The following is a 24,714-nucleotide window of genomic DNA, read 5'->3' on the forward strand; positions in this document are numbered from 1 at the left end:
GCGCGAAAATTTAGGACGATTTCTTTTTTGCGTTTTTCGCGTACTTTTAGCGCTTTTCGCGTTACATAGTTTTATCTAGGAGCTGAGCAATGGGCGCTAACGAAACCACCCTCATCAAGCAACACCTGATCGACCCAGTGATTTGCATTCGTTGCAACACCTGCGAGGCCACATGCCCCGTCGGTGCGATCACGCATGATGATCGCAACTATGTGGTGGATGCCGAGAAGTGCAATAGTTGCATGGCCTGCATTTCGCCTTGCCCTACGGGCTCGATTGACAACTGGCGCAGCATGCCCAAGGTCAAAGCCTATTCGGTGGCCGAGCAGCTCACATGGGAAGATTTGCCGGCTGAGTTGTCTGAAGCGCAGTTGGCTGAAAGCGGCGTTTTTAGCGATTCTTCAGAAGAAAATAAGCAAGTAGCCGGCATAAATACTGCGCAGAGCGCTACGAATTCAGTAGCGTCCGACAGCAGCGATGCAATGCCTAACTACGGCGCAACGCTGCCGCCATGGTCAGCCGCGCATGGCTACACCAATCTCTACGGCCCCAAAGCTGCGCAGAAAACCATCACAGCCACCGTTGCCGGCAATGTGCGTGTCACAGAAGTCGGGAAGACGGCAGGCAGTGATTACGACACGCATCACATCGTGCTCGATTTCGGCAGCATGCCTTTCCCTGTGCTCGAAGGGCAAAGCATAGGTATCATTCCGCCCGGATTGGATGAGCGTGGTAAGCCTCATCATGCGCGGCAATATTCCATCGCCAGCCCACGAAATGGCGAGCGACCCGGCTACAACAATTGCTCGCTCACGATCAAGCGCGTGCTACAAGACTATTCCGGTAAACCTGTGCGTGGCGTAGGCAGCAATTTCATGTGCGATCTCAAGGTGGGCGATAAGGTGGAAGTGATTGGCCCTTTTGGCACCAGCTTCCTCATGCCCAATCACCCCAAGAGCCATATCGTGATGATCTGCACCGGCACAGGCTCAGCGCCGATGCGCGCGATGACGGAGTGGCGGCGCAGACTGAGACAATCCGGCAAGTTCGAAGGCGGAAAACTGCTGCTCTTCTTTGGCGCTCGCTCCCAGGAAGAGCTACCTTACTTCGGGCCCTTGCAACAGCTGCCCAAAGATTTCATCGAAACGCATTTCGCCTATTCGCGCACTCCCGGTCAGCCGAAAAAATATGTGCAAGATGCGATGCGCGAGCAATCTGCCTCACTCGGTTTACTTCTGAACGACCCAAAGGCCTATTTCTATGTCTGTGGCCTCAAAGCCATGGAAGAGGGGGTGGTGCTCGCGCTCAAAGACATCGCTACAGGCGCTGGCTTGAACTGGGATACAGTGGGAGCCAGCCTCAAACAAGAAGGCCGATTGCACTTAGAGACTTATTGAGACTTTCCATGAACCACGCTTACATCGTTGATGCCATCCGCACACCTTTTGGCCGCTACGGCGGCGCATTGTCAACAGTGCGCACCGATGATCTCGGTGCGATCCCTCTAAAAGCTTTGATGGCGCGAAATACGGCGGTGGATTGGGAAGCGGTAACGGATGTGATCTATGGCTGTGTGAACCAAGCGGGGGAAGACAATCGCAATGTGGCGCACATGGCTTCGCTTTTGGCAGGCTTGCCTTTTCAAGTGCCGGGCAGCACGGTAAACCGCTTGTGTGGCTCAGGCTTAGATGCAATCGGCACGGCATCCCGCGCCATCCGTGCGGGAGAAGCTACATTAATGATAGCGGGCGGCGTAGAGAGCATGAGCCGTGCGCCTTTTGTAATGCCCAAAGCCACGAGCGCTTTTAGCCGTGATGCTCAGATTTTTGACACCACGATTGGCTGGCGCTTCGTCAACAAGATCATGAAAGAGAAATACGGCGTGGATTCCATGCCCGAGACGGCAGAGAACGTGGCTGAGCAATTCAAGATCGAGCGCGAGGCGCAAGATCGTATGGCGTTGGCCAGCCAGATGAAAGCTGTAGCTGCGCAAAAATCAGGCTACTTTGATGCCGAGATCACCCCCGTCACCATTCCTCAAAAGAAGGGGGATGCAATTGTGGTGAGCCAAGACGAGCATCCGCGCGAAACTTCCCTTGAAGCTCTGGCCAAGCTCAAAGGCGTTGTGAAACCCGAAGGCACAGTCACTGCAGGCAACGCCAGCGGTGTGAACGATGGCTCATGCGCTTTGCTGCTGGCCGATGAAAAGACGGCAGCCAAATACAGCCTCACACCAAAAGCAAGAGTGGTCGGTATGGCCACGGCAGGCGTGCCCCCGCGCATCATGGGTATCGGCCCCGCGCCTGCCACACGCAAGGTGCTGGAGCTCACGGGCTTGAAGTTGGATCAAATGGATGTCATCGAGCTCAATGAAGCTTTTGCCGCGCAAGGCCTGGCCGTGTTGCGCGATCTGGGGCTCAAGGACGATGATGGAAGAGTGAATCCCAATGGCGGCGCAATTGCCCTTGGTCACCCGCTAGGCGCATCAGGTGCCAGGCTCGCCACCACAGCAGTCAACCAGCTCCACAAAACCAAAGGCCGCTATGCGCTCTGTACGATGTGTATCGGTGTGGGGCAGGGCATTGCCGTCATCATTGAACGCGTCTAAGCACGGTCCATGAACACTCTGACCGCCATGCGATATTTGCTGGCGCTGCAAGAGCATCAGCATTTTGGCCGTGCAGCGCAAGCCAGCCACATCACGCAGCCTGCGCTTTCTAACGCGATCAAGGCACTAGAGAGCCAACTTGGCGTGGTGATCGTCAAGCGCGGGCGCAGCTTTGCAGGTTTTACGGCTGAAGGTGAGAAGGTACTCGTGCGGGCGCAGCGCATGCTGCGCGAGTATGAGCAGCTCAGTGATGAGCTGCGCATGCAAACCGATGAGCCTGTGGGGCATCTTCGCCTAGGCGCCGTGCCCACAGCGATTCCAGTGGCCACACGCTTGGCCAACAGTTTGCAAATGCTGCATCCAGGCATTCATACCACGGTGCTTTCTTGCAGCTCGGATGAGCTGGAGCATGGCTTGACGGATCTCAAGCTGGATCTGGCCCTGGGCTATGAGGAGCGAGCCAACCAAGCCGTGCCAAAACTCACTCTGATCGCTCAGTATGAAGAGGCTTACTTTTTGCTCAAGAAGCCGCATGACAGTGCTGCAAACCAGCGGCCTGCGACCGCAGTGACTTGGCGCGAAGCCAGCAGTCAGCCTCTGTGTTTGCTCGCGCCGCCGATGCACAACCGCGTGATCTTGGAAGCCATGTTTAAGAAGCTAGGTGTGCAAGTCAAACCTGCGATGGAGACGAATTCATTGCTGGCTCTTGCCATCAGCGTGCAGGCCGGGCGTGTGCAGGCGATTGTGCCGGGGGCGATGGTAGGCGCACTCATGAACACATCAGGCTTGGTGGCTTGCCCACTGGTGGAGCCGCAGCTGCGTACGCCGATGGTGCTGATGCATCTGGCGCAAGGCTCGGGCAGTGTGGTGTTGGACGCGACTTTGCGCTTTGCCCAGAGCACAGATTGGCATGCGCAGCTCGCAAAGTATGCCGGAGCGCTGCAAATCTGATTCAAAATTTGAATCGCATCATCAGCGGATTCGATTAGACGCAGCTCGCAGCCTCGGCGATACTCGCAGGCATGACTCCAACAACGATTGAACGGCGCACGATTCCTATTCATGTGCAAACTGCACCTGCCAAAGCGCCTCCAAAGATTGGCAAACTCAAAGGCCGTCAAGTTGATCCTGCTGCGCGCGCTGAAGTGCTGTCGCTGATTGAGACAAGCCGCTGGCCGGGAGCGCTGCGGCGTGATTTGCTGATTGAGTATTTGCATGTGCTGAACGACCACTTTGGCGCTGTGTTTGAACGCCACATCGCCGCGCTGGCGGATGTGATGAGACTCTCACAAGCGGAAGTGTTTGAGGTGGCGAGCTTTTATCATCACTTTGAAATCTTGCGGGATGATGAAACCGCGCCTCGCCTGCGCCTGCGCGTGTGCAATGGGTTGAGCTGCGAGATGGCGGGTGCGAAAGAGCTGCTTGCCAAGTTACCTGCGTTGCTGCAGGCGGATGTGAGTGTGGAGCCGGTGCCTTGCATTGGGCGCTGTGAAGCTGCGCCGGCGGTTGCTGTAGGGCAACGCAATGTTGGGAAAGCTTCTGCTTCAGGTTTGACTTCATTTTTAGATCGAAAACAGCATGTGGCCGGCATAGATACTGCGCAAAGTGCTATTGATTTAATAGTATTTGATGACTATCTTGCTAGTGGCGGATATGGCCTGTTGCGCGATGTGGTGAGTGGAAAACGCGATCATGAGAGCGTGATCCTGGCTTTGGAGCATGCTGGCTTGCGCGGTTTGGGTGGTGCGGGCTTTCCTGCGGGGCGCAAGTGGCGGATCGTGCGCGATCAACCATCTCCTCGCTTGATGGCCGTGAATATTGACGAAGGCGAGCCGGGCACGTTCAAGGATCGCTGGTATCTGGAGCGTGATCCGCATCGTTTTTTGGAAGGCATGCTGATTGCGGCGCAAGTGGTGAGCATCAGTGTGATCTACATTTATCTGCGCGATGAATACCATGAGCTGCGGGAGATGCTGCAGGCTGAGCTGACCAAGCTGCAAAGCAATCCTCCCTGCGACTTGCCCAAAATTGAGCTGCGGCGCGGGGCGGGCGCATACATCTGCGGCGAAGAATCCGCGATGATCGAAAGCATTGAAGGCAAGCGCGGTGAGCCGCGCATGAGGCCGCCGTATATCGCGCAAGTGGGGTTGTTTGGCCGTCCCACACTGGAGCACAATTTTGAAACCCTCTATTGGGTGCGTGAGATTGTGGAGAAGGGCGGCGAGTGGTTTGCCTCGCATGGGCGCAATGGGCGCAAGGGTTTGCGAAGTTTTAGCGTGAGCGGAAGAGTGAAAACCCCCGGCGTAAAGCTCGCGCCAGCAGGGATCAGCGTGCGGGAGCTGATTGATGAGTATTGCGGCGGCATGGCAGATGGCCATGAGCTCTATGCCTATTTGCCGGGCGGCGCGAGTGGCGGCATCTTGCCAGCATCTCTATCGCATGTGCCTCTTGACTTCGATACTTTGCAACAGTACGGCTGCTTCATCGGCAGCGCGGCGGTGATTGTGCTGAGCCAAGAAGACAAAGCACGTGATGCGGCGATTAACATGATGAAGTTCTTCGCGCATGAGAGCTGCGGCCAATGTACGCCTTGCCGCGTGGGCACGGAAAAGTCTGCCAAATTGATGGAAGCGAAGGTGTGGGATCAACCGACTTTGAAGGATCTGAGCACCGTGATGGTGGATGCCAGCATTTGCGGCTTGGGGCAGGCTGCGCCGAATCCAATGCAAAGTGTTTTGAAATACTTCTCTGACGAGGTGAAGGCATGAGCGCCCGTGACATGATCAGCTTTGAGTTGGATGGCAAGCCTGTGCAGGCCATTCCCGGAGAGAGCATCTTGCAAGCGGCCAAGCGCAGCGGCGTGGAGATTCCGCATCTCTGCTTCAAAGAAGGCATGCGAGCCGATGGCAATTGCCGGGCTTGCGTGGTAGAGATTGAGGGTGAGCGGGTGCTCGCGCCGAGTTGTTGCCGCGCGCCTGCTGAGGGCATGAAAGTGAAGGCGCAGAGCGAGCGCGCCACCAAGAGCCAGAAAATGGTGTTGGAGATGCTGCTCTCTGATTTGCCGGAGCAGGGCTATAAGTGGCATGAAGATGATGCGAGCCAGCCGCATGGCGAGTTGAGCCAATGGGCGAGCGCGATGAATGTGCAGGTGCGTCCTGAGTTGATAGCCTTGCGCCGTGAGCAGCCGAAGGCTGATCTCTCACATCCTGCGATGGCGGTGAATCTGGATGCTTGCATCCAATGCACGCGCTGCGTGCGGGCTTGTCGCGAAGTGCAAGTGAACGATGTGATTGGCTATGCGCAGCGCGGTAGCCATTCGAGCATTGTGTTTGATCAGGGTGACGCTCTTGAAGCGAGCAGTTGCGTGGCTTGTGGTGAATGCGTGCAAGCCTGCCCCACTGGCGCGCTGATGCCGAAAACTCAGATCGGCTCACAGAAGGTGGACAAGAAAATTGATTCGGTCTGCCCGTACTGCGGCGTGGGTTGCTTGATCACTTACAACGTACGTGATGAAAAAATCGTGAGCGTGGAAGGCCGCAAAGGCCCTGCGAATGATTCTCGGCTTTGCGTGAAGGGGCGCTTTGGTTTTGATTATGTGCATCACGAAGGGCGTTTAACGAAGCCTTTGATTCGTAAAGAAGGCGTAGTTAAAAGTATCTTGCCGCGCGATGCAGATTGGAGTGAAGTCTTCAGAGAAGCGACTTGGGAAGAGGCTTTGAATCTTGCGGGCGGCAAGCTCAAGGGCTTGCATGATCAATATGGCGCGAAATCGCTTGCAGGCTTTGGCTCAGCCAAAGGCAGCAATGAAGAGGCCTATCTTTTCCAAAAGCTGGTGCGCGCCGGCTTTGGCTCGAACAACGTCGATCACTGCACGCGCTTGTGTCATGCCTCATCCGTTGCAGCGTTGCTCGAAGGAGTAGGCTCTGGCGCGGTGAGCAATCAGGTCAATGATGTGGCGCACAGCGAAGTGATCCTCATCATCGGCTCGAACCCGACATCGAATCACCCAGTCGCGGCTACTTGGATGAAGAATGCTGCCAAAGAAGGCACGAAGATTATTTTGGCCGACCCGCGCCGCACCGATATCGCGCGCCATGCCTGGAGGAGCCTGCAATTCAAGCCCGATACCGATGTGCTGCTACTCAATGCCATGCTCTACACCATCATCGAAAAAGGGTTGATCGCCGGCGAATTCATTGCGCAGCGTGCTACTAATTTTGAAGCACTGAAGACGCAGGTGGCGAATTTCTCTCCCGAGGCGGTGGAGCATGCCTGCGGTATCGATGCAGCCACCATTCGCGAAGTGGCCACCACTTTTGCGACTGCCAAGAGCGCGATGATCCTCTGGGGCATGGGCGTGAGCCAGCATGTGCATGGCACGGATAACGCGCGCTGCTTGATCGCGCTTTCTACGATCACGGGGCAAATCGGCAGGCCGGGTACAGGCTTGCATCCGCTGCGCGGGCAAAACAATGTACAGGGCGCGAGCGATGCGGGCTTGATTCCGATGATGCTGCCTAATTACCAGCGAGTGGACAATGCGGCGGCGCATGCTTGGTTTGAGAATTTCTGGAATACGAAGCTGGATGACAAACCCGGCTACACCGTGGTCGAGATCATGCACAAGGCGCTTGCCGAGGAAAACGATCCGCACAAGATTCGCGGCATGTATGTCATGGGCGAAAACCCGGCGATGAGCGATCCTGATCTCGCGCATGCGCGCCACGCGCTGGAAAGCTTGGAGCACCTCGTCGTGCAAGATATTTTCATGACGGAGACGGCATGGCTGGCCGATGTGGTGCTCCCCGCCAGCGCTTGGCCGGAGAAGACGGGTACGGTGAGCAACACCGATCGCATGGTTCAACTCGGCCGCCAAGCATTGCCGCTGCCCGGCGATGCAAAGCATGATTTGTGGATCATTCTGCAATTGGCCAAGCAGCTCGGTTTGAATTGGAACTATGCTGGCGTTAACGATGAGAGCCAAGGCAGTGGTGTAGCGGCGGTGTACGAAGAGATGCGCCAAGCCATGCACACTGCGATTGCGGGCATCACTTGGGCGAGATTAGAAAAAGAAGGCTCAGTGACTTACCCATGCCTGTCTGAGGCCGATCCCGGCCAACCCATCGTCTTCCAAGACAAAGTACCCACGCAAGATGGCCGCATCAAGCTCGTGCCCGCAGGCTTCATCCCAGCCAACGAATCACCAGACAGTGACTATCCGTATGTGCTCATCACAGGCCGCCAGCTCGAGCATTGGCACACCGGCTCCATGACGCGACGCGCGAGCATGCTCGATGCGATTGAGCCGCTGGCCACGGCCTCGATCAACTCCGCTCTGGCCTCTCAATTGAAGATAGAGGCTGGCGCGATGATGAAAGTCGCGTCAAAACGCGGAGAGATTGAGCTGCAAATGCGTATCGATGAAGGCACGCCAGCTAATACGGTCTTCATCCCATTCGCCTACGCCGAAGCCGCAGCGAATTTACTGACCAATGCCGCGCTCGATCCGTTTGGAAAAATTCCCGAATTCAAATACTGCGCGGTAAAAATAGAAAAGCCCTGAGAAGGTATCACACCTTCTCAGGGCTGATTGGGCAAGCCTTGACTTAACCGCCTTTTTTGGCGCGCTTGCCAGCGTTTTTCTTATTGCGAGTAGCGCTACCGCGCTCCAAGCTTACTTTTTGGCCACGGTTCACGGGGCGGGAAACACCGTTAGGCAGTGCCGGTGGGGGCGTGCGCTTGCGGTCTGCTTCGGTTCTGATTTTGTCGGCCATGAGGAAACTCCAATAAATTAGCGATTAACCCGTAATTAGGCCACAGATTCAGGGCTAAATCACACGATCAGCCAGTAATCCGCTTCGCCTTGTTCACCCGTGCGGTGCGAGCGAGCGTGCGCAGCACGGCATCCAAATGCGCGGTATCGCGCACATCCACCACAAAGCGCAAATCAGCCGTGGGCGCGCCCACCTCGCTATCGCGCCCTAAATCTACGCTCTTGATATCGGCCTCAGCGCTGGCCAAAGCCGCTGCGACCTTGGCGAGCACGCCTTTGCCGCTTTGCACGGTGACGACAATAGTGGTGGAGAAGGCGCGCAAGGGCTCGTCGCTCCATTCCACGGCGATGAAGCGCTCTTTGTCTTTTTGCATGAGCTTTTGCGCCACGCTGCACGTTGCGGTGTGCACATGCAAGCCTTCGCCGCGCCCCAGATAGCCGGTGATCGCATCGCCGGGAATGGGCTGACAGCAGGTGGCGTATTGCACCGTGCCGCCATCGCGGCCATCGAGCACAATCGCGCCTTGCGAGATTTGCTCATGCGCGGTGAAGCGCTCTTTGCTCATGAGCAGCGGATCGATCTTTTGGCCTGCTTCGGCGAGGAGAATCACCAAGCGCTTGGCCAAGATGGAAGCTACGCGCTTGCCCAGACCAATATCAGCCAGCATCTCGGTGCGGCTCTGATTACCCGAGAAGCGCAAGAGCTTGGCCCATAGCGCTTGGCTGGCTTCATCCGTATCTGGCAGGGCATTGATACCTTCTGCACGCAAGGCTTGCAGGAGTAGCTTCTCACCCAAATCTTCTGATTCGTGCAAGGACAGCGTTTTGAGGTGATGGCGGATTTTGCTGCGCGCACGCGCGGTGCGCACAAAGCCCAGCCACGCAGGATTGGGTTTGGAGAATTCTGCCGTGATCACTTCAATCACATCGCCATTTTTCAGCTCCGTGCGCAGCGGCACTTGTTCGCCATTGACCTTTGCGCCCATGGTGTGATCGCCCACATCGGTGTGTACCGCGTAGGCAAAATCCACCACCGTTGCGCCCCGCGGCATGGCCATGATTTCGCTCTTGGGCGTGAACACATAGACCGCGTCAGGGAAGAGATCAATCTTCACATGCTCCCAGAAATCCGATGCATCGCGGTTTTCGTTGTGAATATCCAGCAGGGATTTGAGCCACTGCGTGCCTAAGCGATCGGCTTCTTGCGCCGAGTTGCTGGATGCTTCGGGCGCATCCACGCCATCAAGCGCCTGCTGTTCGCCATGCGATTTATAGAGCCAATGCGCGGCCACGCCGCTCTCGGCCACCACATGCATGGGCTCGGTGCGCATCTGGAATTCCACATTCACACCGCTGGGGCCCACCACGGTGGTGTGCAGCGATTGGTAGCCATTGATCTTCGGAATGGCGATGTGATCTTTGAATTTGCCGGGCACGGGCTTGTAGAGCTGATGCAGCACGCCAAGCGCCGTGTAGCAATCGGTGATGCCCGGCACGATGAGGCGGAAGCCATAAATATCCGTGACTTCGGCGAAGCTCAGGTGCTTGCTGTCCATCTTTTTGTAGATGGAAAAGAGCGTTTTCTCGCGGCCTGAAATCACGATAGGCAACTTGGCTTGATCAAAGCTGGCTTCGATATCGCGCTCCACTTTTTGAATCAAATCACGCCGGCGGCTGCGCGCCTTTTGCACAGCGCGGGTGAGCGTGGCATAGCGCCATGGGTGCAGATAGCGAAAGCTCAGGTCTTGCAGCTCGCGATAGGTTTGATTGAGGCCCAGGCGGTGTGCAATCGGCGCATAGATATCCAAAGTCTCACGCGAGATGCGCGGCCACTTGGCGCGGGGCATATCGTCCATCGTGCGCATGTTGTGGCTGCGGTCAGCGAGCTTGATGAGGATCACGCGCACATCGCGCGCCATGGCGAGAAGCATCTTGCGAAAGCTCTCGGCTTGGTTTTCTTCGCGGGTGTTGAATTCGAGTTTGTCGAGTTTCGTGAGGCCATCGACCAGCTCGGCCACCGGTGAGCCAAATTTTTCAATGATCTCGGCCTTGGTCACGCCGCAATCTTCCAGCGTGTCGTGCATGAGCGCCGCCATGAGGGCTTGCGCATCGAGCTTCCATTCGGCGCAGAGCGAGGCGACGGAGATGGGATGCGTGATGTAGGGCTCGCCATTGCCGCGCATTTGGCCGAGGTGGGCTTCATCGGCGAAGCGATAGGCTTTGCGGATGCTCTCTACGTCGTCTGCTGCCAGATAGTCTAATTTTGCGGTGAGCGCGGCAAAGCTGGCCGCTGCTGCATTGGCAGCTTCTGCGGCTAATTTCGGGCTTTTGGCTGGCGCTTTAGCCCGTGTGGGTTTCATCACGGCGCTCATTGGATTCACGTATTTCAGTCACATGGTAGCAAGAGAAGCAATTCCCATGCAAAAAGCGCCTGAAAAGGCGCTTTTTTGATGGATCAATGTCGTAACAATGATCAGATAGGCACTTTTTTCAGCATTTCCGTGCCGATTTTGCCAGCGGCGATCTCGCGCAGGGCGGTCACGGCGGGCTTGTTTTTGCTCTCCAGCTTAGGCGTGTGGCCTTGGCTGAGCATGCGGGCGCGGTAGGTGGCCGAGAGCACGAGCTCAAAGCGGTTTGGGATCTGTTTGAGGCAGTCTTCAACGGTAATACGAGCCATTTGGGCAACTCCAGAGGTAAAAAGTGACGAGTTTGAGCAGGGAAGCTCAGTGAATATTCAGTGCAAGGAAGGTGGCGGCTTTGGCTCGGCGCTGGGCTGCAAACTTCAGCCTTTGCGCAGAAACGATGGCTTTCAGATCGAACAAAGCCCGCTCAAATATCTCGTTGATTATAACGAAATCGAAATTCCGAGCCTGGGCGATCTCATTGCGTGCATTTTGCATGCGCAGCTCGATACTGTCAGTCGTATCTTCCCCGCGCCGCTCAATGCGGCCGCGCAGCTCCTCTAAGCTTGGCGGCAAGATGAAAATCAGCACCGCTTCGGGGAAGAGCTTTTTGATCTGATACGCACCTTGGTAGTCAATCTCCAAGATCACGTCTTCCCCGCGCGAGAGGCGGCTCTCAATCGCCATGCGCGAAGTGCCATAGCGCTTGCCATGCACATGCGCCCACTCGAAGAAGGCTTGTTTTTCGATCAGCGTATCAAATTCCGCATCGCTCACAAAATAGTATTCACGCCCATGCTTTTCCTGCCCACGGGCGGCGCGCGTTGTGTGCGAGACGCTGGGCTGCACCTGAGAATCCAGCTCCATCAGAGCTTTCACAAGGCTAGATTTGCCTGCGCCACTAGGGGCTGCGACAACGAATAAGTTTCCGGGGAATTCCATAGCTTATTTTAATGAGTTTTTGACGTGTTTTTTAGGCTTTTTAGCCATATCGCCGGCATGGAATGTGCGCGGAGTGCTATTGAATTTATAGTGACTTTGAGGTTTCTATCTGAGCATCGCACCTACGCCTGCGCGAGACGCTGCGCCCGGCCTGCCTTCTTTTTCAGCGAACCGTGCTCTGTGGTAGCAGAGACTGAATTGTTTGCGTAAAAGCTTTTAAGTCCAATAGATGAGATCCACCTGTTGTGGGTTTCGAAACTGGTACTGCTAGCCAATGATGTGGATTTGCGAAAGCTACCTCAAGACCAATTGGCATGGGTTGCGCTTGTAAATAACGTGTTGCGTCATTCTTGGTCAAATGATCCAAACTGTACGCATCGCCTTTACCGCACCAAAGTACGACTTGCCCGAACGAATTCCACAGGTTAACCACACCCATCTCGATATGCGCTGGTACTGCTTCAAACAATGTAGTTTCAATTCCGAAATACCGTTGAAAAAGTTGGGCTGCCCGAGACACACTCAAGCTTTGTTCGTTTAGCAGGTTTAAGGTGAGTTCTTCAATCAGCTTTGCATCGTATTGGGTCATTTGCGGTCGTATGCCAATAAATGATTCACCGTTAGGGTGTTCGTAGAACACTTCAAAGGCAACATTATTGCCAACGTATGAGCGGATTCTGTTCACGTCATGCGCGTTGAGTTCGCCACCAACGGGAATGCTGAGGCAGCTCTCCCAGTTGCCATCGAAACCGATTTGCACAAATTTCGCTTTACCAAAAATCTGGGTGATACTAGATACGTCCATGGTGACTCTCATTTGCTTGAAAAATTAAGATCAAATCGCGCAATGCAGCAGAGTATTGGGTCAGGTCTTGCAATTAAGCATTTAAAAATCCTCTTACTACTCAATATTCTGCACCTGCTCACGCATTTGCTCGATCAGTACCTTCATATCCACACTGATGCGCGAGAGGGCGAGGGTGGAGGATTTGCTGCCTAGGGTGTTGGCTTCCCGGTGTAGCTCTTGGATGACGAAATCTAGGCGTTTGCCGAGTTCGCCGGGTTTGCCTTTGCCTTGCAGGAGATCGTCGATCTCGCCGAGGTGGGCTTCTAGGCGGGTGAGCTCCTCGGCGACGTCGATGCGGATGGCAAACGACGCGGCTTCTGTGAGGGCGCGTTCTTGGGCGGTTTGTGCGGAGAGTTGACCGCCGCTATCGGCTTGCTGCAGGGCTTCGTTGAAGCGCTGCACGTAGCGCTGTTGTTGCGCAGCCACAAGCTCGGGCACCATAGGGAGGGCGGTTTTGACGAGCTCGCGCAACTGGCTGGTATGCCCGGCGAGCATGGCGGCTAGGCGTGTACCTTCGCGTGCGCGGCTGGCGATGAATTGGGTGATGGCCTCGCCCGCCAAAGCGAGCAGGGCGGCGCTGTGATCTACATCAGATGCTGTGGCTTGGCCTGCGCCTAAACGGAGCACATCGGCAACGGAGAGTGGCTGCGCCTGCGGTAGCCAAGCCATGATTTGCTCCTGTGCGCGGGAGAGCTGTTGCAGCAGGGCGGGGCTGGGTGAGGCTTGAGCGGGGGAGGCGTTTGAATGCTCGTGGATCACATAGGCGCGCATTTCGAGCTTGCCGCGCTTGATACGGCTTGTGAGAAGCTCGCGCAAGGCAGTCTCTTGGCTACGCAGCTCATCGCCGAGCTTGAAGCTCAGATCGAGAAAACGGCTGTTGACGGAGCGCAGCTCCAGCCCAAGGCGTGGCGCGGCTGTCGCTTCAGGGTGAGTGGGAGGGGAGGATTGCAGGCTGGCGTAGCCTGTCATGCTGTAAACTGACATGTAAGCATTATGTCCAAAGTCAAACCCGCCTCCCTGCCGCCAGATACCGTCATTGGCGGCTACCGTGTCGTTCGTAAAGTCTCTGCCGGGGGCTTTGGTGTGGTGTATCTCTCGGTGGACAGCGAAGGCCAGCAGGTGGCCATCAAAGAATATTTGCCGTCGAGTTTGGCGACGCGTGCGCCGGGCGAGCTGCTGCCTCAGGTGCAGCCAGATAAATTGTCGCTCTATCGCTTGGGGCTGAAAAGCTTCTTTGAAGAAGGCCGCTCGCTGGCTCAGATCTCTCACCCTTCGGTCGTTTCCGTGTTGAATTTCTTCCGCGAAAACGAGACGGTTTATATGGTGATGAACTATCTGGAGGGCGCAACCCTGCAAGATTTCATCATCACAGCGCGTGAATTAAAGAAGCAAAAAGTCTTCCGCGAATCCACCATCCGCAGCTTGTATGACGAAATCCTGCGCGGCTTGCGCATCGTGCATCAGCACAAGATGCTGCACCTCGATATCAAGCCCGCGAATATTTTCATCACCGATGACAACAAGGCTGTGATGATTGACTTCGGCGCGGCGCGCGAGGTGCTCTCCAAAGAGGGCAACTTCATTCGCCCGATGTACACGCCCGGTTTTGCTGCGCCTGAGATGTATCGCCGCGATGCGAGTATGGGCCCTTGGACAGATATTTATGCGATTGGCGCTTGTATTTACGCCAGCATGCAGGGCTATCCGCCCAATGATGCGCCGCAGCGCTTGGAGAAAGACCGTCTGTCTCTCGCCCTCTCCCGTCTGCGCGGTGTGTACTCCGACAATTTGATTGAAGTGGTCGAATGGTGCATGTCGCTTGATCCTTTGTCTCGCCCGCAATCGGTGTTTGCTTTGCAGAAAGAACTCTCACAAGAGAGCGAGCGGCGCTACACACGCCTTTCTGTGGGCGAGAAGATGCGGCTGCAATTTGACAATGTGGTTAACGATACGAAAAAAGCGGTGGGCAAAGCCACCAAATTTGGTAAATAAGCATGAGAAGCGGCAAGGCAATGAAGTTTTCGGTATTTCAAGTCAGCCGCAAAGGTGGGCGTGAGAAAAACGAAGACCGTATGGGTTACAGCTACACGCGCGAATCCGTGATGTTTGCTTTGGCCGATGGCATGGGCGGGCATCCTGAGGGTGAAGTGGCCGCGCAATTGGCGCTGCAAACGCTCTCTGCACTCTTCCAAAAAGAAGCGCGCCCGCTGATTCATAACGTGACCGAATTTTTGGCTATGGCGCTCATGGCCGCCCATCACCAGATCATTCGCTACGCCAGCGAAAAAGGTATGCTCGATACACCTCGCACCACACTCGTGGCCGGCGTGGTGCAGGGTGGCGCAGCGACTTGGATTCACTGCGGTGATTCACGCTTGTATTTCATGCGCGATGGCGAAATGGTCACGCGCACGCGCGATCACTCGTATGTAGAGCAGCACAGCGCGGGCATCATCAAACTCGAGCGCTTGAACCGCAACGTGCTTTTTACTTGCCTGGGTTCACCTACCAAACCTGTTTACGATATTTCTGGCCCGCATAATTTGCAGCAGGGCGATCGCCTCATGCTTTGCTCGGATGGCCTCTGGGGTAGTGTGAACGACAACGACATCGTGCACACCATGTGCAAAGGCCCTGTAGCTAATGTGGTGCCCGATGTGGTCGAGCTGGCGCTGCGCCAAGGCGGCGAACATTCCGATAACGTGACCGTGATCGCGATGGAATGGGAAACGCCCGATGCGTTTGAGTCCACGCAAGGGATTTCTACCGATAGCATCAGCGATGGTGTGTTTGCTTCGACCATTCAATCGGGTGTGTTGGACACGATGGTGGATGATCTCGATGATGCAGCGATTGAGCGCTCCATTGCAGAGATCAACGAAGCGATCCGCAAGACGGCTGCGAAATCGATCAAGCCTTAACCTCTGAATACCAACAGCCGGACTCAAAAGTTGCGTAAAAGACGCAAAAAAGAAAGTACAAAAAATGAGCTGAAGAGGTTGAGATGAGTTGCTAAGCTTTTCTAAATTTCTTCTGTATTTTTTGCGCCCTTTGCGTCCGGTATTTTCTCTTTGTCTCTTCTCTAAAAAACCATGACCTACCAACGTACCAACAACCGCGCAGCTAATTCACTTCGCCCCGTCAAGATCACTCGCAAATACACCATTCATGCCGAAGGCTCGGTATTGATTGAGATGGGCGATACAAAAGTGCTTTGCACAGCCAGCGTAGAAGAGCGCGTGCCGCCGCATAAGAAGGGCTCTGGCGAGGGCTGGGTCACTGCTGAATACGGCATGCTGCCACGTGCCACGCATGATCGTTCAAGCCGTGAGGCCGCAAAGGGCAAGCAAAGCGGTCGTACGCAAGAAATCCAGCGTCTCATTGGCCGCAGCCTGCGCGCTGTTTTTGATTTGAAGAAACTGGGCGAGCGCACCATCAGTTTGGATTGCGATGTGCTGCAAGCCGATGGTGGCACGCGCACCGCGAGCATCACAGGCGCTTACGTAGCTGCCATGGATGCGGTGAATTGGCTGATCGCGCAAGGCAAGATCACTGAAAGCCCTGTGACTGCGCCCGTTGCCGCGATTTCCGTGGGCATCGTGCAAGGCACGCCGCTGCTCGATTTGGAATACACCGAGGATTCTGGCTGCGACACCGATATGAATGTGGTGATGACCGGCGCTGGCCATTATGTGGAAGTGCAGGGCACGGCAGAAGGCGTGGCTTTTAGCCGCGATGAAATGAATGCTCTGCTGGGCTTGGCGGAAAAGGGCATCACAGAGTTGATCGCCATGCAAAAGCAATCACTCTCAAATTGATAGCTGCTCGCGCAGATTCTATGCCGGCGAAGTGCCTCTTTTGATATGAAAATCGTTCTCGCATCGAACAACAAAGGCAAACTCGCCGAGCTGCTGCCCCTTTTTTCCCCACTCGGCGTAGAGCTCATCACCCAAGGCTCGCTCGGCGTGCCCGAAGCGCCAGAGCCTTACAAAACCTTTGTAGAAAACGCGCTCACCAAAGCCCGTAACGCCGCGCAGCACACCGGCTTGCCATCGATTGCCGACGATGCAGGCTTGTGCATTGACGCTTGGGGGGGCTTACCCGGCGTGGATACCGCCTACTACTGCACCACGGTAGGCTACGAAAAAAGCGACGATAACAACCGCCGTGCTGTGCTTGAGCGAATGCAAGGCGAGAAGAATCGCCGCGCCAACATGATCAGCGTGCAGGTGGCTGTGCTCACGCCGCTTGATCCGCAGCCTTTGATTTCGGTCGGGCGCGTACAGGGCGAGATTTCGTTGCAAGAATTGGGCGATGGCGGTTTCGGTTTCGATCCCGTGATGTTCATTCCATCGCTAGGCAAGACCATGGCGCAGCTTGATGCCTCTCATAAAAACCAAATCAGCCACCGAGGCCAGTCTGCACGCATGATGGTATCGCTGATTCGGGAGAATTGGCTTGCAGCCTAGAGAGGCGAAAATCTCGGTGCTGAGTTCAATTAGATATAGCTGACACCATCCTCGATGGCTTTGTGACAAAACATAGTCTGTGGAAAAAGAACTTGCCAAAAGCATACTTTGGCGCTACAAAGCTGATACAGCATTTTTGCTGCAACCTATTTTCTAGAAGGAAGCGCATCATGGCAGGCAAGTTCGAGCTCAAAAAATCCAAAAATGACAAGTTCTATTTCAGCCTATTAGCAGGTAACGGCCAAACCATTTTGCAAAGCGAAATGTATGAAAGCAAGGCCAGCGCAAACAACGGTATCGGATCCGTGAAGAAAAACGCTACCAACGATGCCCGCTACGAGCGCCTCAACAGCACAAAAGGTGAGCCTTATTTCGTGTTGAAAGCGGGCAATCACCAAGTTATCGGCCAAAGCCAAATGTATGCCAGCGAGAAAGCGCGAGACAACGGCATCGAGTCTTGCAAAACCAATGCGCCAACTGCTCCCACAGACGATCAGACTTAAGCAGTTGGTTTGAACAAGAGCCGCCCGAGCTTCAGCCTGGCGGCTTTTTTGTGGCCCCGCGCGCTGGAGCGCGTAGCCAACGAGGCACCTTGAAGCGGATGATCATCAGGTAAGCCCCAACATAAGTCACTATAAACAAAGCGCAAAAGGCCATCAATATTGGTGTGCTGTACCAAAACAGCACTGCTGGAGCAACGGTGAGTCCAGAAAATGCCCAGAGATAAGGCGAAGTGCGGTTGTTTCGCATCAGCATCTGTCTCGTGGCATTGTCGTGAAACACACCGCGTACCAGTCTCTTGTAAACCAACTGATGAAAATGCATAGAGTCAGCCATACCTGGCGATTGCCCACGAACCAGCTTTCGGTAAATTGAAAAAATCGTTTCCCAAACAGGGTAGATCAACAAGAGCATTACAAACCACGGCGAAACATTGGGATGCTTTTGAACCAAAGAAATGCTAGCAACAGCAATCACGATGCCCCAGAAATAAGAGCCTCCATCGCCTGCAAATATCAGGCCGCGTGGGTAATTCCAAAATAAAAAACCTAAAGTAGCGCCTACAACGCACACCATATATCCCGCCAATACGCGATCACCTTGCTGTAACGCGACATAAGCGATGGCTGAACACACCATCACAGCAACCATCCCCGCCAAGCCGTTGTAGCCATCAATGATATTCATAGCATGAGGCAAACCTGCCATGCCTGCAAAAGCCAATGCAATACCTAGCCATGGCATGCTCATCCAATAGCCATCCAAGCTAGCAATTCCTAAGCGAGGCACAGACAAACTCAACAACCAGCAAGCCAGAGCAGCAGAAGCCATGCTGGCAAGTAAACGCCAACGTACGCCGAGCCGTTGCGTCAAATCATCCACCAACCCCGCGGTAAAAGCTGGAGAGCAAACCAGGAGCCACAGTAATGAATTTTGTAATGACAAGGGTGCATTGTTGAGAGAGCCAGTCCAAGCTAATGCCCATGCACTGAGCCATGCCAAAACGCTTGCAAGAGCAACAGCTAGCCCACCAATCCGAGGCACACTACCTTGGTGAAAACGTTGCGGCAAATTTGAATCATAGTTTTGCGCATGCTCGCGCGAGCGAGAAACGATGATCACGCAAATTAACCAAGCCAATACTGCAGCAATGAAAACTAAGAGAAGCACTTTGTATAGAGCCAGATGAGCACCGCTCTGGCAGTTTGTTTTATCGTGCTTTGATTTTAGAGCGATTCCAAAGGTAAGCCCAGAACGCTTTCGAGCACCATAATTTGAGCAAGCTCATAGCATGCCATTTGAAATGATCAAACTTCTTCAATGTGTTGCGGCGCGTATCGTGGATGATAGAAAAATCGGCTTCTACCATCTTGTAGCCTGCTAACTGCAAACGCAAACAAATATCTACGTCTTCGCAATACAAAAAATATTTCTCATTAAAGCCTCCCAGTTCTTGATAGACCTCTGAGCGAAACGCCATGAAGCAGCCGCTCACCCAATCAGGCTGAGCTTGTCGCTGCGTGGTACGGAAAGAATAGCGTTTGAGCAAAGACCAAGGCGTCACCAGCTCCCGAGCGAATTCCAGAACATCACCCGTCGGGCTGATCTGCTTCGGGTAAGCCATACCATCATACTTTAGCGAAACAGCAGCCAGCAGAGCATCGAGCTTCGTAGCATGCAAACGAATGTCAGGATTCACCACGCACCACAGACCCGCCCCGGCCTTCTCGAATGCTGAGTTGTGATTAGAGGCAAAGCCTTTCGGGCTTGTATTTCGAATGACGGTTAATGGCCAGCGGGAGAGTTGCTGAAATTCAGCCTCCGTGCTTGTTTCCAATTCAGGCGCATTCAATGTCAACAAAAGATGGAGAGAGTGCGCCCCCGAGTAAGTATTGAAATCAGCAAGTAAATCACAAACGGCTTGGCTATGCGCATGGCTCACGATAGAAAACGATATCTGCATGAATCAATCTTTTCCAAACCGCCGACCAGATTTAGCTCGGATAGATTTAAAACTCCAAGGCCAAAGTCGTTTGTCTAAGGCCAGCCAGATATCCCCCAATGTTGCCACGCGCTTTGACTGAATCTGATGGCGTTTTCGCCACATTTTAGGCAGGCCTTTGATGGCATCCCATTTTGCCCGCCAGATCACACGCCCTTGGCCTTGGCAAGTGAAATAGATCAGCTCCACAACATTCAGGGCCAAGTGCAATGGAAGGAATAGCCAAAAGAGAATTCCTGGCATATTTTTTACATAGCACCACACCAAATTGCGCCGCCCGTGATAAACCGAAAAATCACTCCGATGCCCCCCTGTACTCTGCGACCCCACATGATAGACCACAGCACTAGGCACCTGCAAGGCGCGATGCCCCATTAGACGAAGGCGAAAGCCTAAATCAACATCTTCCTGGTAGCAAAAAAAATCTTCGTCGAATCCGCCTAGGGCCTCAAATACGTCGCGGCGGATTAGCATTGCGGCTCCGCACACGGCAAAAGTTTCATAGGGTTGAGAGAGAGTGGTACTGAGAGCAGCCTGGTGATGAAAGCCATCCCTCCAGCTGAACCCACTGAAATGAAAAATATCACCCAAGCCATCCAATAAGTGGCGCTGGCAAGCAGAAACTAAAGAAAAACCAAAAACTGAAAAATCAGGGTGTGCTTGTGCTTGCTCGATAATTTTTAGTAATGACTCTTCAGCAAGCATTGCGTCTGGATTAATCAGTAATAACCAGTTGGCATCAAACTCAGTTTGTGCCCCCAGATTATTTGCGGCTGCAAAGCCTATATTCGTATGATGTAAAGTTGTGAGAAGTCGTTCATCTTGCAAAAACAATGGCTGGTTCGTAACCTCGCTATTATTGTCCCAAATATGTACTAGAAAGTCTTCAGTTATGCCGGCTGATTCAGCATGATGAAAGGAATCCAGTAACGAACGAAGTGTTTCGCTGATTTGTACAGAACCACAATTCCAGGTAACTATAACGGCAAGCAGTTTGTGCATATCAAGTGATCGATTCTGCGAATAGCGCACGTGCTAAAAAAGCAGAGGGCTAATACAATATGTGGCTTACCTAGTAAAAATTTAGATAGGCATCAGCTTTAAATTTTGAGATTACTAAACTAAGCGCGTCAAATCTAATTACAATTTTTATTCTAGATTGTTACTAGATTGTTAGAACGTGGCACATCATTGAGTGGTACTGGAATTTAGGACTGGCCCATGGTATTCACTATATTAAGAATCTTAGCACTACAAAATTCACCAAAGGGTATTTCAAATAGTAATTTAGAACTTAAGCTTTTCTAAAAATTTTCGTAAAATATGGCTGACCTTTGATTTGTGACTGCTGACAGTAGCAAAAATTTTAGGCCGTAGTACATCTACATCCCCAAGTAGATCATGAAACCAGCGATCGCCAAGGTTGTACTGTTCAACCATAATTTTGTAATGTGGCGGACTATTAAGCAAAGCATTTAACTTTTGTATTCCAATCATCTGATATGGTTTTCCAAGCCACTGGTTTGGAGTTATGTACAAGAGTGCTTTCTCTATATCAAGATGAATATCAGATTCGATTATTTTTGATTTCAAAAGATCTGAGAAACCATCAACTAGCATCTCAGAGTTGACACCATCAAAAAAATCTTCGGCAATTAGATAGTGCTCGTTTATTGTCCGGATAGAGTTGGGGACTGTCTGACTACTGGCATTTTCACCTGGCATAAGGCGAAATGCAATGAACTCTTTGTCCAATACATGAATATCGAAATGCTTTACTAACCGTATCCACATATCTAGATCTGGCAATTGACGTAACCTGTTACTGTAAACCCCTAGATTTGTATAGCATTCCCTCCTAATCAACATTGTAGGGTGGCAAATACAGTTGCCCAACTCGAAAAATCTACGAAGCCAAGCTCCTCTTGAACGATTGGGTTGATCAAAAACATCACCAAATGACATCATGGATTTTGCCAGAGGCGCATTATTCTTGTCTATAAAGCGTGCTTTTCCAAAACACGCAGCCACAGCTGGATGATCTCGCAAGTATTGAACTTGGCATTTGAGCTTTGTATTGTCACACCAGTAATCGTCTGAGTTTATCAACGCTATAAATTCACCGGTGGAGCGGTGAATCAACTCATTGGTCACTACACAGGCGCCACGATTAATTTCGTTAGGAAAAAATTTTATGCGAGGATCCTTGATAGAAGCAACGACTTCTCTTGTGGAGTCAGTGGAACCATCATCAGAAATGAGGAATTCGAAATCTATGCTTGTCTGCGCAAGCACACTATCAATTGCATCTATAACAAAATTGGCGTGGTTGTAAGTCGCCATGATCACAGAAACTGTAGGTGAACTCATTTTTTCTCACGCAAACTCAGGAGCTGAACGACTAGATTTTTAAATCTCAAAGGCAGTACTTTCTTAACTAAATTTTTCAAGGTGAAAGAAAGAGTACCAATCAAAAGAAAGTATCCTGAAACTCTAGGCCGTATTTCAGGAATGCTTAAGGGAGATTTAATTTGTAATGTTGCTATCACCCTCTTCAGGCGAAAAGAAAGTAACTCAAATTCTGTATGAAAAACATAGTCTGTGAGCTTGTCGTAGGCTGGAATCAGTTCTAGTTGAACCTTAAGTTTCTCAATATGTGGAGATTGCGTCCAAGTACCAGCCGTATGCAGGCGGTATACAGCCATAGGAGTTTCAATAAACCCAATCAAGCTGTTGCGAGCAATTACTATATTTGTGATCCAGTCATAAGACTTGATATTAAACAATGCATCAGGCAGTCGTGCCAATGCTGAGCGACGGTACATGCAAGTAGAAAAATTGCCTACGATATTGTCTGCAATCAATTCTCGAGCTGATATAAAACGATGTGAGTTAGATACGGGCATACGAGGGGTAAACTGTGAACTTTCCTGCTCGTAGATATAATAATTCACAGAACACAAATCAGCTTCCCAATGCAGTGACAAGAATTCAACTTGCTGTTGTAACTTGTATGGGTTTATCCAATAGTCGTCGCCTTCCAGTACTGCTACATATTCGCGTGAACAGGTGGCAAAACCGCGCTTGTAGTTTTTTGTGATACCGATATTCGCATCACTATCCAGAAAAATGAAGGTGAAGCGATCGTCTAGTCTTTCATAGGTTTTGATAATATCTAAAGTACTATCTGTAGACTTGTCGTCTGCAATAACTAGTTCAATAAGGCCGTTAAATTTTTGGCCGAAAAGGCTGTCAAGTGCCTGGCGTATGTACTTCTCTTGGTTATAGCAAACTAATAAAACCGAGATACTTTGATTTACTTGTGTCATTATCCAACCTTCTTGATAACGAGTGCTATTTACGTGGATAACTGAATTTCTAGTGCAATAAGCAGAATTATTTGCTTATTGGCCGCGCAGGATTGCCGACTACAGTTTCGTTTGCGGCAACATCTTTGGTTACTACTGCGCCCATTCCCACCACTGCGCCGCGCCCAATTATTCGGGGCTGACTGTATGTGCCTTGCTTTATTACCGCGCCTGCCCCAATGTAGGCGTGATCTTCAATAATGACATTTCCATTGCACTTAACGCCAGGTGCGAAAGTAACAAAATCACCGATAATACAATCATGCGCAACATAAGAATACATGTTAGCGTGGAAATGTTTTCCGATCTTAGTATTTGCAGTAACCATAGTGAATGGGGACATAATTGAACCAACACCAACGTTGCCAGTGTCGAAAATCATAGAGTTAGCCGCAGTAATGGAAAACGCACAAGCCCTCCGCAGTTCGCAAATATCTGATATTCTTTCCCTTACCTTTGAAGAGCCTATAGCAACATTAAAAAAGCGTTCCCCAGGCAAAGACAAGAATGTATCTATGCTAATCACAGGAATGCCGTTTACTCTCTGAGCTTCAACATCGCCTTCGATAACAAAGAACAACTCCGCTTCTTCTGCTGAAAGTGAAGCTGCAAGCGATACGCGGGCTATATGCATTGTCTCTCTACCGTGTCCACCAGCCCCAACGATCCCATAATATTTTTTCATGCGAATCTCTTGCAAAAATTATCGATTCAATACCTGATAGACCTTTTGATGAGTCTGCAAATCATATCAATTTCCTCTGAGGATAAAGTGTGGTACAGAGGTAAGCAAAGAATGCGGCGAGAAATGTCTTCAGCGATAGGCGAAGTTTGATTATTTACGTACGGCAATTCAGAAAGTGATGGATAAAAATAGCGCCGAGGGTAAATACTGTTTAGATTAAGACTTTCCATGACCTGCAGTAAGATTTTTTCTGACTGAAATATCACTGGAAAGTAGGAGTTGTTGTACTGTGTATCGGGTAAGATTTTTTGAAATACGACGGGAAGGTTAGTTAGGTTGAGTTTGTATTGTCTGCACAGTATTTCGCGGGTTGCCAATATGTCTTGTAGGTACTTCAGATTTGTTAAACCCATTGCTGCATGCACTTCAGAGTTTTTACCGTTAACTCCTAAACCCCCAAACTCAGTCGCTGAAGTGTGACCGAAATTTCGCATCATCGCCATATTTTTCAAGATCTCAGGACTTGAGGTCACTACAGCCCCACCTTCGATCGTGTGAAATAATTTTGTGGCATGAAAGCTGCAGGTGGCTATATCTCCGTAAGCAAGTAGAGATTTTCCTTTGTATAGCGTACCAAAGGCGTGTGCCGCATCGTAAATAACCTTGAGGCCATGCTTTTTCGCAATTAAGTCAATCTCCTCAGTGTCACATGGGTTGCCAAAAACATGTGTGGCGAGGATTGCTGTTGTACGCGGAGTAATGAATTGCTCAATTTTCGATGGATCAATATTCAAGGTATCTTTGCAAATATCGACCATGACCGGGACGCAATTCTCCCAAACAATACTCGATGTAGTAGCCACATAACTAAAAGGGGTAGTTAGTATTTCCCCCTTTAAATCAAGTGCTCGAATGGCGATTTGAAGCGCGATAGTACCGTTACTAATGTAAAGAAGATGATTAACATCAAGTTCATCCTTCAGCCTTAGCTCAAGTTCGTTGACGAGTGGGCCATTGTTAGTGAACCATTCGCGATCCCAAATACCTTTTAGATACGCTTGAAATTCAGCTATGGGGGGGGTAAACGGTTTTGTTACTGTAATATTCATGGAAACAC

General features: G+C 52.0%; 23 protein-coding genes. 10 read left to right on the forward strand and 13 right to left on the reverse strand.

The features are described 5' to 3' along the window. Nucleotides 1-89 precede the first annotated feature (89 nt). The 5 genes from boxA (at nt 90) to fdhF (ending at nt 8,171) form a co-directional block, all read left to right on the forward strand. Entirely contained in the window at nt 90-1,397 is a 1,308-nt protein-coding gene (gene boxA / locus KIH26_RS11340; RefSeq protein WP_213445291.1) for a benzoyl-CoA 2,3-epoxidase subunit BoxA, read from the forward strand. An 8-nt stretch (nt 1,398-1,405) separates the two neighbouring features. Then, nucleotides 1,406-2,608 (forward strand): 3-oxoadipyl-CoA thiolase, encoded by a 1,203-nt coding sequence (gene pcaF, locus KIH26_RS11345; protein WP_213445293.1) that lies wholly within the window; start codon nt 1,406-1,408, stop codon nt 2,606-2,608. A 9-nt stretch (nt 2,609-2,617) separates the two neighbouring features. Next, entirely contained in the window at nt 2,618-3,559 is a 942-nt protein-coding gene (locus tag KIH26_RS11350) for a LysR family transcriptional regulator (RefSeq protein ID WP_213445294.1), read from the forward strand. A gap of 71 nt (nt 3,560-3,630) precedes the next feature. Beyond that, on the forward strand, nt 3,631-5,376 hold the full coding sequence (locus KIH26_RS11355) for an NADH-ubiquinone oxidoreductase-F iron-sulfur binding region domain-containing protein (protein ID WP_213445296.1): 1,746 nt from the start codon (nt 3,631-3,633) through the stop codon (nt 5,374-5,376). Beyond that, the gene (gene fdhF / locus KIH26_RS11360) at nt 5,373-8,171 is read left to right on the forward strand and encodes a formate dehydrogenase subunit alpha (protein ID WP_213445298.1); all 2,799 of its coding nucleotides are present in this window, start codon (nt 5,373-5,375) and stop codon (nt 8,169-8,171) included. The genes KIH26_RS11355 and fdhF overlap by 4 nt, the downstream gene beginning before the upstream one ends. A gap of 43 nt (nt 8,172-8,214) precedes the next feature. Here fdhF and KIH26_RS11365 read toward each other — a convergent pair whose 3' ends face one another. The 6 genes from KIH26_RS11365 to KIH26_RS11390 all read right to left on the reverse strand — a co-directional run bounded on the left by KIH26_RS11365 (nt 8,215) and on the right by KIH26_RS11390 (nt 13,556). Next, entirely contained in the window at nt 8,215-8,382 is a 168-nt protein-coding gene (locus KIH26_RS11365; RefSeq protein WP_213445300.1) for a hypothetical protein, read from the reverse strand. Nucleotides 8,383-8,449: 67 nt separating this feature from the next. Next, nucleotides 8,450-10,741: a RelA/SpoT family protein gene (locus tag KIH26_RS11370; protein ID WP_249661170.1), complete on the reverse strand. Its 2,292-nt coding sequence runs from the start codon at nt 10,739-10,741 to the stop codon at nt 8,450-8,452. 113 nt (nt 10,742-10,854) lie between these two features. Further along, complete coding sequence (rpoZ, locus tag KIH26_RS11375) at nt 10,855-11,058, reverse strand: DNA-directed RNA polymerase subunit omega (RefSeq protein WP_213445304.1); 204 nt, start codon at nt 11,056-11,058, stop codon at nt 10,855-10,857. A gap of 46 nt (nt 11,059-11,104) precedes the next feature. Next, nucleotides 11,105-11,725, reverse strand: coding sequence for a guanylate kinase (gmk, locus tag KIH26_RS11380; RefSeq protein ID WP_213445306.1), 621 nt, complete (start codon nt 11,723-11,725; stop codon nt 11,105-11,107). Between the two features lie 163 nt (nt 11,726-11,888). Beyond that, nucleotides 11,889-12,530, reverse strand: coding sequence for a hypothetical protein (locus KIH26_RS11385; RefSeq protein ID WP_213445308.1), 642 nt, complete (start codon nt 12,528-12,530; stop codon nt 11,889-11,891). Nucleotides 12,531-12,626: 96 nt separating this feature from the next. Next, a complete protein-coding gene (locus tag KIH26_RS11390; protein ID WP_213445310.1) occupies nt 12,627-13,556 on the reverse strand; it encodes a YicC/YloC family endoribonuclease in 930 nt (309 codons plus the stop codon). A 9-nt stretch (nt 13,557-13,565) separates the two neighbouring features. Here KIH26_RS11390 and KIH26_RS11395 point away from each other — a divergent pair, with 9 nt between their 5' ends. The 5 genes from KIH26_RS11395 (at nt 13,566) to KIH26_RS11415 (ending at nt 17,544) form a co-directional block, all read left to right on the forward strand. Further along, nucleotides 13,566-14,564 carry a serine/threonine protein kinase gene (locus KIH26_RS11395; RefSeq protein ID WP_213445311.1) on the forward strand — a complete coding sequence of 333 codons (999 nt, stop codon included), beginning with the start codon at nt 13,566-13,568 and terminating at the stop codon, nt 14,562-14,564. A gap of 20 nt (nt 14,565-14,584) precedes the next feature. Beyond that, a complete protein-coding gene (locus KIH26_RS11400; RefSeq protein ID WP_213445313.1) occupies nt 14,585-15,493 on the forward strand; it encodes a PP2C family protein-serine/threonine phosphatase in 909 nt (302 codons plus the stop codon). A 171-nt stretch (nt 15,494-15,664) separates the two neighbouring features. Further along, nucleotides 15,665-16,390 (forward strand): ribonuclease PH, encoded by a 726-nt coding sequence (gene rph, locus KIH26_RS11405; RefSeq protein ID WP_213445315.1) that lies wholly within the window; start codon nt 15,665-15,667, stop codon nt 16,388-16,390. Between the two features lie 45 nt (nt 16,391-16,435). After that, nucleotides 16,436-17,041, forward strand: coding sequence for a non-canonical purine NTP pyrophosphatase (locus tag KIH26_RS11410; RefSeq protein WP_213445316.1), 606 nt, complete (start codon nt 16,436-16,438; stop codon nt 17,039-17,041). A 170-nt stretch (nt 17,042-17,211) separates the two neighbouring features. Further along, complete coding sequence (locus KIH26_RS11415) at nt 17,212-17,544, forward strand: YegP family protein (protein WP_213445318.1); 333 nt, start codon at nt 17,212-17,214, stop codon at nt 17,542-17,544. 31 nt (nt 17,545-17,575) lie between these two features. On the opposite strand, the gene KIH26_RS11420 is transcribed toward KIH26_RS11415, so the two are convergent. The 7 genes from KIH26_RS11420 to KIH26_RS11450 form a co-directional block, all read right to left on the reverse strand. Beyond that, on the reverse strand, nt 17,576-18,712 hold the full coding sequence (locus KIH26_RS11420) for a glycosyltransferase family 4 protein (protein WP_213445320.1): 1,137 nt from the start codon (nt 18,710-18,712) through the stop codon (nt 17,576-17,578). 40 nt (nt 18,713-18,752) lie between these two features. Further along, nucleotides 18,753-19,505, reverse strand: coding sequence for a glycosyltransferase family 2 protein (locus KIH26_RS11425; protein WP_213445322.1), 753 nt, complete (start codon nt 19,503-19,505; stop codon nt 18,753-18,755). 3 nt (nt 19,506-19,508) lie between these two features. After that, nucleotides 19,509-20,546 (reverse strand): glycosyltransferase family 2 protein, encoded by a 1,038-nt coding sequence (locus KIH26_RS11430; RefSeq protein WP_213445325.1) that lies wholly within the window; start codon nt 20,544-20,546, stop codon nt 19,509-19,511. A gap of 285 nt (nt 20,547-20,831) precedes the next feature. Next, nucleotides 20,832-21,914: a glycosyltransferase gene (locus KIH26_RS11435; RefSeq protein ID WP_283770150.1), complete on the reverse strand. Its 1,083-nt coding sequence runs from the start codon at nt 21,912-21,914 to the stop codon at nt 20,832-20,834. Continuing rightward, nucleotides 21,911-22,873, reverse strand: a complete 963-nt coding sequence (locus KIH26_RS11440) for a glycosyltransferase (protein ID WP_213445328.1) — start codon at nt 22,871-22,873, stop codon at nt 21,911-21,913. Before KIH26_RS11440 ends, KIH26_RS11435 begins: the two co-directional genes overlap by 4 nt. 67 nt (nt 22,874-22,940) lie before the next feature. Further along, a complete protein-coding gene (locus tag KIH26_RS11445; protein WP_213445330.1) occupies nt 22,941-23,597 on the reverse strand; it encodes an acetyltransferase in 657 nt (218 codons plus the stop codon). Nucleotides 23,598-23,623: 26 nt separating this feature from the next. Next, nucleotides 23,624-24,706, reverse strand: a complete 1,083-nt coding sequence (locus tag KIH26_RS11450) for a DegT/DnrJ/EryC1/StrS family aminotransferase (RefSeq protein WP_213445332.1) — start codon at nt 24,704-24,706, stop codon at nt 23,624-23,626. Nucleotides 24,707-24,714 lie beyond the last annotated feature (8 nt).

It is taken from the genome of Variovorax sp. PCZ-1 (genome assembly GCF_018413605.1).
Classification (GTDB): Bacteria; Pseudomonadota; Gammaproteobacteria; order Burkholderiales; family Burkholderiaceae_C; genus JANMDU01.